Source organism: Candidatus Schekmanbacteria bacterium, from assembly GCA_016219965.1.
In the GTDB taxonomy this organism is placed as follows: Bacteria; Schekmanbacteria; GWA2-38-11; order GWA2-38-11; family J061; genus JACRJM01.
Genome location: JACRJM010000007.1, coordinates 343,291 through 356,227, shown reverse-complemented (window position 1 = coordinate 356,227; position 12,937 = coordinate 343,291). Strand labels below are relative to the sequence as shown.

The window sequence follows — 12,937 nt, the reverse complement described above, 5'->3', positions numbered from 1 at the left end:
GCTTTTCAGTCTCCCTCAATTTTTATATGCGTGCCTTCTCTGGCTACGTAGCCTTATGGCGGCTATGTTACCATAGGAGGCACGCGCTTTCATATAATCTTTACTAACACAACTGTAGTTCAGTTGTGAGTTCGTTTAATTAATATTAATATACTTTTAGTGTCAGTGTGCCGCTGTTTGCAGTTGTTGAAAGTGTATCCGTAGCCTGTACAGTGAAGGTAAATGTACCCTTTACTGTAGGAGTGCCGCTTATAACTCCGGTAGTGCTCAAGGTAAGTCCACTCGGTAGTGAGCCAGATGTTAGCGCCCATGTATATGATGCAACGCCGCCAGTTGCTTTTAGAGTGAAATAGTAAGCTTTACCTTTGGTTGCGTAATTAATACTAGTTGTTGTTACCGATAGAGGTGCCACTCCTACTGTGATGGACAGCGCCTTACTTGCAGTGTTCCCCATACCGTCTGTTACCTGAACAGTGAAGTCGAAGGTGCCAGGAGCTGTCGGGGTGCCAGTTATTCCGCCGCCGCTGGATTTAAGCGTTAATTTCAACCCATCAGGTAAAGCACCGGAAATAATTGTCCATGATACATATGGTGTGACTCCGCCAGATGCAACCACAGTAGTAGTGTATCCTTTCCCTACGGTTGCCGACGGCAGGGTTGACGTAGTAATGGAAGGAGCTTTCACTATCTTTATTGAAAGCGACTGCGTTGAAGTCAACCCGGCTGAATCTGAGACATTCAGTGTGAAACTAAATGTACCGGTTGCTGACGGAGTGCCTGAGATCGCGCCGCTCGAATCCATTATAATTCCTGTCGGAAAACTTCCGCTGGCTTTGGTCCATGTATATGGAGAAGTCCCGCCGGAAACGCCAAGTGTCTGATTGTAGGCAATACCGATTACACCGGTAGGCAGAGAAGTTGTGGTAAGTACCAGTGTAGACAATGTTGCAGTGTCTGAAGGCAAAGAATCACCGGCAGCATTGTAAGCAGTAACGCGATATGAGTAATTACCTGGACCAGGAAGCGAAGTATCAGTATATGTAGTTGCATTTGCAAGGGCTGTTCCAATAATTGCAAAGGGGTCTGAACCGTTTGCCCTCTCGACTCTGTACCCGATCTCATTTTTAGGATTACCTAATGTGCTCGCTGAAGTTGAAGGTGTTGGGTCTTTCCATGTGAGAATGATATTGGGTCCAACTGTAGCTGTTCCCTTCAGGGTGGAAGGCGAATTAGGTGAGTTAACTATGACATTAAAAGATATTGGACGCATCATGTCGTTTTCTTCGTGCCCGAGCAGATGGCAGTGCCATACGTATTCCCAGCCAAAGTTGACATAGTCATTAATAACGGTAGTCGGAAATCCTGTAATCGGGTCGATGCTTGCCCAGCTGGTAGTGAGTACTGGTCTAGTCACATCCATGGGTCGAATACTCTCGGGAACTCCGAAGGGGAGTGCAGGAGCTATCGGCCTCATGGCAACGATTATATCTTCTAAGGGATTCATCTTGACTGTTTCTTTCCATCCAAGTTCCTCAGGATCGGGAAGCCTTATAGCGCCGTCCCATCCAACGCGGTTTAGGACCTGTACGTTGAAAAGATGGAAATGAACAGCATGAGTGTCAACACCGTTATGAGTAATCTTCCATATCTGAGTCCCATCGTCTGCCGCTGGTGCAAGAGGTGTGATGGAGTCAGTAAGTGTCTCTGTAGTAGGATCTATGTAACCTAATGGGATTGTTGTCTGATTTGTTGAATTGGTAAATGGCAGTTCAACGCCCAGTGTGGCATTCATTCTCCCGTATTCCATCTCGAAAAGTTCCTGTATGGCCTTCGGCTGGAACTGGATCGTTAATGGTGTGGAAGAGCCCATTGGTGTGAAGGTCATGGAAGTGTCCTGAATCCTTGCGCAGGTTTGTCCCATTTTATCAACAACAGTTGTGTTGTAGGTTGAATTATAAGCAGCCTGCGGCACTATGATCGGGTCCTGGGACGATGCGAATACCCCCTGCGTTGAGGCTGTTGATTTAAAGGCATTTTCCAAATCGGTCATATTAAATGCAGCCGCAGGAGTTGCCGCTGCAACATTGATCTGCATGATGGTACGGGTGTTAGGACCGTAGCCTGCAAGTGTTGTAGGTGCGCCGCCTGTGTCAGTCTGGTCAGGGTCGTCAGTGTAGTAATCTATTCTCGGGTCAAATGCCGGAACAGGTGCAGGTGCGTCGTTATAAAGAATCAGTGTTTTTCCTGCAAATGCAGAAAAATCTATTATGGTATCTGCCCGCTCTGCAGGTCCCAGAAAGAGCGAGTGGTTTATTATATTAAGTACAACTATGTTTCTGCGGTTATATTCATAGTTGACAGGCTGGGCAGGTATTACCACCGGTGCTGGTAGAAAACCGCCTTCTGTCCCTATCTGGATTATATCCGGACCTGCGGTTGCTGGATCCGGTACGCCGCCATCTCTGGCATCCTTAGGCCAGAGGGCAGGTAATCCTGTTCGCGGGAAAGCTTCAACCATCTTGACTTCCGTATTGGTCCTGCCATCGGATGTGGTAACAGATGGGTCAGCTGTATATAATTGCAGGTTGAGAAAACGGTCATTGCAGGCATTGAGGATTCTAAAACGATAAGCCTGCGGCTGTAATGTTACGGTTGGATAAACTGTTCCGTTAACAACCGGGGTGTCCATGAAAGCTTCTGGCGTTAGAGACGGATTGGGTGTTCCCGGGTTTTCCGGAGGCTCAACCGGGTCAGTTCCAAAAAGAGGATTAGCTACAGGGCCATTGGTTATCATGCTAAAAACAGGCCAGAACAATGGACCATAATCCCATCTGCCCATGGCATTTGCGCCGGAAAGGTCATATGGATTCTGGTTAGGCATATAAACATGAGGGAACCAGAGACTGCCCAGACCGCCATACTTGGCTATATCCCAGGTGGGATCCTGCTCGGCAAGTTGAGCAGTGTCGGGTACGAAAGTCTTATCCTGAATTATCAGAGGAATCTGGTCTGCTGGTATTATCCCGTTTGAAACAAGATCTTGCTCAGTTGTGTCCTGTAACAGATAACCTGCAGCTTCGCCTGCATAAACATTGAGACGGGTTATTCCATAAGCATGGTCATGGTAGAACATCAATCTTGCGCTCTGCTGATTCGGATAATAGAATGTCATAGAGCCGCCTGACGGAAGAGGCATGTCCGGAACGCTTTGCGTACTTACACCAGTAGGAAGTGTAGTTGACTCTCCTGCAGGTACAGTCCACTGGTGCGGAGTTCCATCACTTATCCATGGAGTCAATCCGCCGTGCAGATGCAGAGTGGCGCGGTTTTCTGTATAATTGGTTCCATCCGGCCCCATCCCTGCTCCCATTACGGTTGTGTCAACAGGAATGAAAAGGTTTCCTGCGCTGCCTGTAGGGAGACCATTGGTGAATTTGATACGTGTCGGTCTGTCCTTCTGCGCGATTATAAGAGGTCCAAGATAGTGAGGCACGCTCACCGTTGCGTCTGTGGTATTAGTTTGCCTGTAGCCACGCAATTTTGTGGCGGGCAGGTCAGAATGCATCTGCTCAGTATACTCTACTAATTCGATTTCGTAATAATCAGATCCCGGATATGTCGTTGTATCAGGAATAGCGACAGGGATATATTGGCCGAGATTGTTTGCATTCGCTGCACCAAGCCCCGGCAACGTATCTACGAATTTCCTGATTCCGGTACCGGTTATTACATTGCCCGACCCATCGAGTGATGGGAGCGGACTATTTGCCCAGTTGGGAATAATCCCGAAATAATCCGGAGTACCTCCGGGGTCCATTGTTCCGGGGACTCCAATCTTTGCGCTCTTATTATTTTTCTTCTTCCCTTTTTTTGATTTCTTTTTCTTGTCACTTTTCTTAGTATCTGTCGTATCCTGTTTGCTCTTTTCAGCTGCTGCACGTGCCTCTGCAGCACGCTGTGCGGCAGCTTTCCTCTGTGATGCTGTTATTTTGTTTTCCATCCTCTCAATAATTTCACTGCTATCCCTGCTATCTATTTGGGTTGTTTGGGCGCAGACCCTACTCTCAATTCCCCATGAAAATGCCGTAACAAAACAGAATAAAATTAAATACCCCAACCAATTTTTCTTCATGTTGTTCTCCTTGCTTCTTAGTTGTTGGTGATCTGTTTTTCTGCTCATACTACTAAGCTTGATAATTTTATCACCCTTCATTTCTAGCTGTCTATGTTTAATTATACTGAGCTAATAAATCACTATTCTAAAAATAACTAAAGCGACCCTCTCTATTTATTAAATATTGTTTTAGAAAGAGCACACTTTTCAATAAATAAGCGTTATTGCAAGGATTATGCCAAATATAAAGTGGGAATATTAATTTACTGTAATGCATTGAAAAATATATGGTTTATCTATGTAAGGAGGAAATGAATAGAGACGATTTTTGACTTAATGACCATAAACTATGACTAATTGTGTCATCTTTTGAACATAGTGATCAATAGTAATTAAGTTATTTTCTGATATCTAATTGAAAAACAATAAGAATGTAATTTAAGGAGTAGTCAAAAATGAGACGGTTTTAGATTGATATTCTTAAAAAAGACAAAATGAGAATTCTGAAAAGCCCCCGCGCTTTTAACGCGGGGACTTTCAATATATATAATTTATAATCAGTTCTTCATCATCCCGGCTTCTTCAATTACGAAGTTGCCGTTCTTTATTGTCAGGTCTCCTTTTTCAAGCAGTCTGTCGCCTTCCTTCTTCATCATTTTTTTGTCCATTACCATCCCTCTGTACATCAAGTACTCTCCGTCTTTCATTTTCTCACTCTTATCGATCAGCATGTTGCCTTCTTCTTTCATGGAGTTTCCTTTATCCACCATCATCTGTCCGTCTTTTTTATGCATCTTCCAATCTTCTGTTTTCCCTTCTTTTTTCATCTCTCCTCTATCCATCATCATATTGCCTTCATCAATCATCATGTTGCCTCTTTGTATCAATAAATCACCTTCCTGCTTCAGCATGTCCTTATCAATTTCTATCTGGCTTGGTTTTATTTTTCCTTCTTTCATGAGAGTCCCGTTATCTACCATCATCTGGCCTTCCTTCTTGATTATCTTTCCCTTATCTATCATTATGTCGTATTGCTTGGTGTCTATCGTGTCTTGTCTCTTTGCTTCCTGTTTATCTGATTTGTTGTCTGCTTTTTTGTCTGCGCTGTATGCAATGTTAAGGCTTAAAGCCAGTGCGAGAAAAATGGTAACCAAAAAAGCAAAAGATAATGAGAATATTTTTTTCATGATAACTCCTCCTTTTGATTAATGATTGTTTGTTGATTTTTACTTAACTCCCTTATTGCAGTTGCTCCTTGTAATGACGTGCTTTTAAGGTTTTGGCTGGATTTTTTTCCAGACAAAATAAACCGGAATTCCAAGAATCACTATGATAAGTCCGGGCCATGTGTAAGCTGGTTTGTAGATAAGAAGAACAACCGAGAGAACGGATGCCATTATGATGTAAAGCGCCGGTATTATAGGATATCCCAAAGCCCTGTAAGGACGCTCGGCATCAGGTTTTGTTCTTCGCAGGATGAAAACCCCTGCTATCGTGAGGATATAAAATAAGAGTACAGCGAAAACAACATAATCAAGGAGGTCTCCGTAAGTCCCTGAGAGACAGAGCAGGCTTGCCCATATCCCCTGCGCCAGCAATGCCCATCCCGGGACAGAATGGACATTCAACTCCCCTGTGCGTTTAAAAAACACCCCGTCGAGAGCCATGGCATAATATACTCGTGCCCCTGAGAGGATAAGCCCGTTGTTGCATCCAAATGTTGATATTATTATAAACCCTGCCATTACAGCACCTGCGCCCTCGCCGAAGCTAAGCGATGCTGCGGCAGTCGCGACACGATCTGATGTTGCAAACTGTATGCCCCGTCCCGCGATATCTGCTCCTTCGGGAGTTCCGGCTAACGGCAAGATTGATATGTATGCCACATTGGCAAGAATATAAATGATAGTCACTATCCCTGTGCCCAATGCAAGGCTTAAGGGAATGTTCCTTTTAGGATTTTTTACCTCGCCGGCTGTGAATGTTATGTTGTTCCATGCATCGCTTGCAAAGATAGAGCCGACCATGGCTGTTCCCATGGCAACTAAGATTTTCCATCCTCCGATACTTTCGACTGAGATGATCTTTCCCTTTTCAATATGGGTCCACGACGCATTCCAGAGATTGGAGAGGTTTGCCGAGAGAGCAGACGGATTCCTGCCGATGCTGATGCCGAGAAAAATAAGCCCGAAGAGCGCAGCAAGCTTGGTTATCGTAAAAATGTTCTGAACAGTTTTTCCTCCCTTCAATCCCCTCATGTTAATGTATGTGAGAATTGCTATGTTAATTATTGCCAGCACCTGTTCAATGGAAATGGTGAATCCGGACATTGAAAATATAATCTTTTTTTCGCTAAGCGATGGTATGAGGACTGCGGTAAACTTTCCAAAGGCAACTGCAACTGCGGCGATTGTCCCGGTCTGGATGACAAGAAACAGAGTCCACCCGTAAAGAAAGCCTATGAGCGGATTATATGCCTCGCGCAGATACACATACTGCCCTCCGGCGTGGGGCATCATCCCTGCAAGCTCACCATAGCTTAATGCTGCAACAAGGGTTATAAATCCGGTGATAAGCCATGCAAGAAGGAGATAACCCGTGCATCCGACAGTGCGGGCAATGTCAGCGCTTACGATGAAGATGCCTGACCCTATCATAGAGCCGGCCACTATCATCGTGGAGTCAAGCAGCCCAAGCCCACGCCTGAATTCTCTTTTGTGTTCAGTATCTATGATGTTAGATTCTTTCAGTCTATCTGTTCTACAAGATAAGTCTTGATTCCCATCTGCGAGATCTGATCTATCTGGGCTTCGAGTATGTCTATGTGGTCCTCTTCTTCTTTTAGTATGTCTTCCAAAATTTCGCGGGTCCCGTTGTCTGCCAATTCAGCACAGAGACGGATTCCATCGTTGTAAGATTTTATCGCCATATCCTCGGCAGCCCTGTCATTGCTATGCTGGGTTTCAACGTCTTTCCCGATATTTATCTTTTTTAAAACGCTTACGGTAGGCTTTCCTTCAAGGAAAAGAATCCTCCCGATAAGTTTCTCCGCATGCTTCATTTCATCAATGGCACGCTTTTCAGCCAACTTGTGGAGTTTCTCATATTTCCAGTTGTCGCACATCTCGGAATGTACCATATACTGGTTGATGGCAGTGAGCTCGTCGGCAAGCAGGTCATTCAGCTTCTCGATGACTTTCGCATTTCCTTTCATCTCTCATCCTCCTTAGAATGTTGTAGCTGGAATATTTAAATAATAAACCTGAGAGAGCAATTTGTTTCAGAATGGAAGAAAAGTCAAGTGTTACGGATTTAACTCTGAAATCTGATTGTACTTCACTGCCAGGATCATGATGGGGATTGTTATAAGTGCCCCGATCAGAAATGATGTGAACATCCCCGAATAATCCGCAATGGCTCCAGAGGCTGCCGGCCCTATGAGATATCCAATGGAAAATGAAAGGTTCCACAATCCGTAGGCAAGCCCCTGTTCTCCCTTCCTGCTTGAAGCTGCGATAAGAGACATTGAAGTCGTGACCAATGCACCAAGCGAAAAACCAAAAGCTGCTACAACAGGAAGCCAGAAAATAAATCCTGAAACTTTTACTATTATCAACATTGCAATGGCGTTGATTGCCAATGCAAAATACATGGGCCTTGAAAGCCCTGACTTCCCTATCCACTTTCCTATGAAGGGCTGGCTTATTGTGAGGATGATTGCGAGCACTCCGAAGAGGATCCCTATGTCTGATTTGCTGAAACTGAGAGAGTCCATATAAAGCGGGAAAAGAAGCTCCACCATCCCGATGCAGAGATAGGCGTATAAGATTACGAGGCAGCCCAGCATTATCCCTCTTTTTTTGAGAAGGCTTTTCACTGTGCCTTCGACTTTTTCTGAAGCTTTGTACGAGGTCTTAACCGCGAAAAATGAAATTAACGAAAACGTGAGGGCTATGAGGCCGCAAATCAGAAATGGGAGTTCAAAGGGGTCGAGGCTGCCAAGTATTGGCCCCATTATCATGCCCAGTCCGTATGAAGTGCTGATAAGGCTCAACTGCATCCCACCTTTTCCGTCTTCTGATGTGCATTGTGCTGCAAGGGGCTGGGCAGCAACCCATGATATGGCAGATGCCATTCCCTGAAATGCGCGTGCCATGGATAGAACAAAAAAAGAGTGCGCAACGGAGAGAATCATTGATGATGCGAAGAGAAGGAACATCCCCAGGCTTATGACTATATGGTTCCTGCCTATGCGGTCAACAAGCTTTCCGAATGGGAGCACCACAAGGATAAATGCGACAGGATATGCGGAAAAGGCAAGCCCTATTTCAGTTTCCGATGCATTGAGGAGTTTTGCAAATATTGGGATACTCGGAGTTATTATCCCGTAACCGAGCATGTCGGTGAATATTACCCCGCAGCATATAAGAAGGGTTTTTGTCTTATGCCCCTGCAAAGAGGATATTGTGGAAATAGTAGTCAGTCCATTCTTTCCCGAAGTATTTTTTCATCGGTCCATAGCCGGGGTCATATTCAGTGTACATGGCTATTACATGTTCTCTTCCCTTTTTTATCTCTTCTTTTCTTTTCTCGTCTTTCAGAGGTTCTGCTTTTTTCAGGTATGTTGTAAAAAGCTGGAAATACTCCATTGCTCCCCGGAAGGCTTCTTCAACATAGGAAACATCAGTCGTTGTCACGGAAAGCCCGAAGTTGGATGATATTTCGGCAAGCCAGTCTCTCCCGCGGGGCATTTCATTAGGTATATGCTTATATTTTTCATAGAGAGGCTTCATAGGCGTTATGTATTTTTGAACTGACTCCTCATCCCTTATGTAGGGCTGAAGATCGCAGAAACAGACTATCATCTTATCGAAAATAACTATGTCAGTCCCGAAAAACGGAAGATCATAATTTCCGTCAGGGAATATGCTGAAGTTATGGGATTGCACTACTCCATGCACTACAAGCTTTGACAGGGATATATGTTTCAATTTCTCGCAGTGGTATGTCCTTGCCATATTCTCGACGATCTTTCCTTCATGCTCCACTTTCTTGTAAAGGAACTCTTCTTTAAGGGGATTCTGAACAGGATTTAATGTTTTTCTCATAATCTCGTCCATTCTCTCAAAGTAATCGTATACCTTAGAACCGTGTTGTTCTTCTGCAGCCATTGTAATCCCCTTTATTCAAAAATTATAGATGATGAAAAAAGTATAGATATATGTATAAACTATCAAACCGGGCGGTCAATCGAAAAGAGGTAAATTATTTGTAAAATATGTTTATCAGTGACCGCATTTTTGATTGCGATATTCAATTAAAAAATCTAAATACAAATTATTATGTTCTGCACATTGCTGCGTGGGGTTTTAATCTATTGTTAAAATAGGAATCTCCGGCATGAATGAAACTCAACAGCTGACTGATTACCTTATTAAACTTTTTGGCGAGTCATCAACCCGCAAAGAATATACGCAAGCTGTCGTTGATCTGATCCGGCACATTACCGGACTTAAATACATTGGAATAAGAATCCTTAATCTGGATGGTGATATCCCTTATGATTCATATGCAGGTTTTAGCCGGAAATTCTGGGATTCTGAAAACTGGCTCTCTGTTAAAAAAGACAGATGTGCATGCATAAGGGTGGTTTCCGGAAATCCTGACCCCGCGGATATTCCTTTTATGACTCCTTCCGGTTCGTTTTGTCTGGAAAACTCAATCGGTGTTTTTGCTGAACTACAGTCTGACGTGCACAGTAAGTTCCGGGGCACCTGTATTCAGTGCGGTTTTGGTAGTATCGCTGTTATTCCTCTTCGTTATCAGAACAATACATTAGGGGCTATACATATTGCAGACAAGGATTCCCGTTCTATGGGAGAGATTGTGGAGCTTATAGAGTCAGTTGCCCCGTTAATCGCTACAACTGTCCATAGATTTAACATTGAAGAGAGGATTCAGCGTGATTACGAACTGCAAACCATTGTGAGCTCACTGCTCAGGCATTCCCTCGAAGATATAACTCTCGATGAGTTCATCAGATTATCAGCAAAGACTGTTTTTGCCGTGCCATGGCTTGCGCTTAATTCAATGGGAAGGATTTACCTTGCTTCAGAAGATTCTAAAAAGCTTATATTGACAGCGCATAATGGATTGTCGGAAGAGTCGCAAAGGTCATGTGTCGAGATACCTTTCGGCAGGTGCCTGTGCGGAAAGGCAGCATTGGGCACTGAAGTGTTTTTTGCGGAGGATTCCGATGCAAGACATGAATATGATTGTCACTCTCTTCCCGAGCATGGTCATTATTGCGTTCCCATAACCTACGACAGAAAAGCATTGGGAGTAATAAACCTGTATACAAAGCAGGGGCATCGGAGGAGTTCGGCAGAGGAGGAATTCCTGAAGACCATTGCTGATACTCTTGCAGGGATAATTGCCCGTAAAGGCGCTGAGGAAAATCAGAAACAACTTGAAAAACAGAAACAGGAACTTATCGAAGCACTGGACGCGATAGTCTGGGAAGCTCAAACCAATCCTTTTCAATTTACATTTGTAAGCCGGAAAGCTGAGAAGATCCTTGGTTATCCGGTCAGGGACTGGCTTTCTGAAATGGGTTTCTGGAGGAACCATGTGCATCCTGAAGATCGTGAAAAAATAGAATATTTCATTTCTGAGACAGTAAAGCATGACGGCAGTTATCAGTTCGCATACAAGATGATTGCGTCAGATGGTTCAGTATTATGGTTCAGGAATAATGTGGCAATAGAGTCATCCGAAGGTAAACCTCCGCGTTTGAGAGGGATGATGGTGGATATTACGAAAGTTAAAAAAATGGAAGAGGAAAAGGAAAAAACGCAGGCTCAGCTTTTTCAGACGCAAAAGCTTGAATCAATAGTCACAATGACAGGCGGTATTGCCCATGATTTTGCCAATGTTCTTTCGGTGATCAAGGGTTATTCTGACATTGCCATAAAGAAGGCTGACAGGGAAAATCCCCTGCGCGGTGATTTGGAGGAAATAAAGTTTGTTACTGAGAAAGGGATAGCGCTGATAAGGCAATTGCTCTTTTTCAGCAATAAGCAACAGCCGCTATTAAAGGAAATTGATATCAATGCTTCGGTTAATGATGCAATGCGCCTTCTCAGCCGTTCTATAGGTGATAATATATCCGTCGACATTGACCTTGCCTCTGATTTGAAGACTGTGCAGGCTGACAAAGTCCACATTGAGCAAATGCTTATGAATCTTGCATTGAATGCCAGGGATGCAATGCCGTCCGGAGGGAAGCTTGCAATCAGGACAGAGAATGTCACGGTTGATAAGAATTACTGCCGGTCTTTTCCTGATGCAAATGAGGGGGATTATATCTGTCTTTCAGTTTCTGATACAGGCGTAGGTATGGATGATGAGCTGAAAAAAAGGATATTTGAACCATTCTTTACCACCAAGAATCCAGGGAAGGGTACTGGACTTGGTTTGTCGGTTGTCTATGGCATAGCGAAGAAACATGGAGGATGGATAGAGCTTCAGAGCACATCCGGAGAGGGTACTGTTTTTAAGATATTTCTTCCTGTCTGCTAACCATTCATATCCTCAAATACTGACGGAGCTTTTTCTTTTAATATTCTGAGAATCTCCCGGCAGATGTCCTTTATCTCCCACTGGGCGTCGGGCTTTAGGCGAAGCTCCAATATGTGCCGCCATTCTCGAAAGTCAGCCGAGACTACTATCTCGCTTTTTACCGCATTGGGAAGAACGAACCTTGCATCCTCATTTTTAATTCCTAATTTCTGAAGTTCTCTGTAAGCGCTCTGCGCTGATTCCATCGCATCAAGAAAAAGACGATGAGCTTCAGGATTTGAAGAGATGGAAGGAGGCTCGACATAATCAAATTGTTTTTCGCTCACGTACCGCTGGGACTGCTGTGAAAATGCGCAGAGCCTGTGGCGGACGAGCTGATGGGTGAAAGCCCTTGAGCCTCCCCTTATGCGGAATGTGGCATAAGCGTGTTCAAGGACTGAATGGTGGCCGCTCTTTATGAGCATGCGGATGAATTTACCCGCAGTTGCATCTCCGCTTTTTTCGAAGGATAAATAACAAGTCCTCCCCGCATCCTCTATGACTTTTTCAGCATCAGCGGTTATGGAAATCAGCTCGACTTCAGAGGTCAACAGATTATTCGTCATTTCTGTTTTATCCCCTCATAGGGATGGGAAAGTTCATTTTCAATACCCATAAGATCAAGCGCCCTGCCCACAGTGAAGTCCACTATTTCGTCAATTGTCTTAGGTCTGTGGTAGAAGGATGGAGAAAGCGGCATTATGACTGCACCCATTTCCGCAAGGCGCGTCATGGTTTTCAGGTGTCCTACATGGAGAGGTGTTTCCCGGACACACAGAACAAGAGGTTTTTTCTCTTTAAGATTCACATCTGCGGCTCTCACTATAAGATTGTTGGAAAGTGAGTATGCGATGGATGACATTGTCTTTATGGTGCATGGGATCACTATCATCCCGTCCCTTTTAAATGAGCCGCTTGCCAATGGCGCTGAAAGGTCATTAAAAGGGAATGTCATCTTACATTTCTTTGAAAGCATCTCTGCCGTCAGATCTGTCTCGTGGGGGACTACCATCCTCGCAGTATCGCTTACGATAAGCGATACCTCTATATCTTTTCTGCCGGCAAGGTAGTTGATGAGTCTTACCGCGTAGGTAGCTCCGCTTGCTCCGGTCAAAGCGACAATTAGTTTCTTTTTCTGCATGATGTTTTAAATAAACTTTATCATCCTTATAAAGTCAATGTATTTCCGCTAATGCTCATCAT

At 44.2% G+C, this 12,937-nt stretch carries 9 protein-coding genes; 1 reads left to right on the top strand and 8 read right to left on the bottom strand.

Going from position 1 to position 12,937, the window contains the following annotated elements; all coding sequences use genetic code 11:
• Positions 1 to 145 precede the first annotated feature (145 nt).
• From HZA77_10065 to HZA77_10040, 6 genes are all read right to left on the bottom strand, one after another.
• Complete coding sequence (locus HZA77_10065; GenBank protein ID MBI5375772.1) at positions 146 to 4,132, bottom strand: putative Ig domain-containing protein; 3,987 nt, start codon at positions 4,130 to 4,132, stop codon at positions 146 to 148.
• 539 nt (positions 4,133 to 4,671) lie between these two features.
• The gene (locus tag HZA77_10060) at positions 4,672 to 5,301 is read right to left on the bottom strand and encodes a hypothetical protein (protein MBI5375771.1); all 630 of its coding nucleotides are present in this window, start codon (positions 5,299 to 5,301) and stop codon (positions 4,672 to 4,674) included.
• A gap of 84 nt (positions 5,302 to 5,385) precedes the next feature.
• Positions 5,386 to 6,789 carry an amino acid permease gene (locus tag HZA77_10055; protein ID MBI5375770.1) on the bottom strand — a complete coding sequence of 468 codons (1,404 nt, stop codon included), beginning with the start codon at positions 6,787 to 6,789 and terminating at the stop codon, positions 5,386 to 5,388.
• Between the two features lie 71 nt (positions 6,790 to 6,860).
• Positions 6,861 to 7,328, bottom strand: coding sequence for a bacterioferritin (gene bfr / locus HZA77_10050; protein MBI5375769.1), 468 nt, complete (start codon positions 7,326 to 7,328; stop codon positions 6,861 to 6,863).
• 90 nt (positions 7,329 to 7,418) lie between these two features.
• Complete coding sequence (locus HZA77_10045; protein ID MBI5375768.1) at positions 7,419 to 8,570, bottom strand: MFS transporter; 1,152 nt, start codon at positions 8,568 to 8,570, stop codon at positions 7,419 to 7,421.
• A complete protein-coding gene (locus HZA77_10040) occupies positions 8,557 to 9,285 on the bottom strand; it encodes a hypothetical protein (GenBank protein ID MBI5375767.1) in 729 nt (242 codons plus the stop codon). The genes HZA77_10045 and HZA77_10040 overlap by 14 nt, the downstream gene beginning before the upstream one ends.
• Before the next feature lie 229 nt (positions 9,286 to 9,514).
• Between HZA77_10040 and HZA77_10035 the strand changes: the two genes are divergently transcribed.
• Positions 9,515 to 11,695 (top strand): PAS domain-containing protein, encoded by a 2,181-nt coding sequence (locus tag HZA77_10035; protein ID MBI5375766.1) that lies wholly within the window; start codon positions 9,515 to 9,517, stop codon positions 11,693 to 11,695.
• Here the strand turns inward: HZA77_10035 and thyX are convergent.
• Positions 11,692 to 12,300, bottom strand: coding sequence for an FAD-dependent thymidylate synthase (gene thyX / locus HZA77_10030; protein ID MBI5375765.1), 609 nt, complete (start codon positions 12,298 to 12,300; stop codon positions 11,692 to 11,694). The genes HZA77_10035 and thyX overlap by 4 nt on opposite strands.
• A complete protein-coding gene (locus tag HZA77_10025) occupies positions 12,297 to 12,875 on the bottom strand; it encodes a UbiX family flavin prenyltransferase (GenBank protein MBI5375764.1) in 579 nt (192 codons plus the stop codon). The genes thyX and HZA77_10025 overlap by 4 nt, the downstream gene beginning before the upstream one ends.
• Positions 12,876 to 12,937 lie beyond the last annotated feature (62 nt).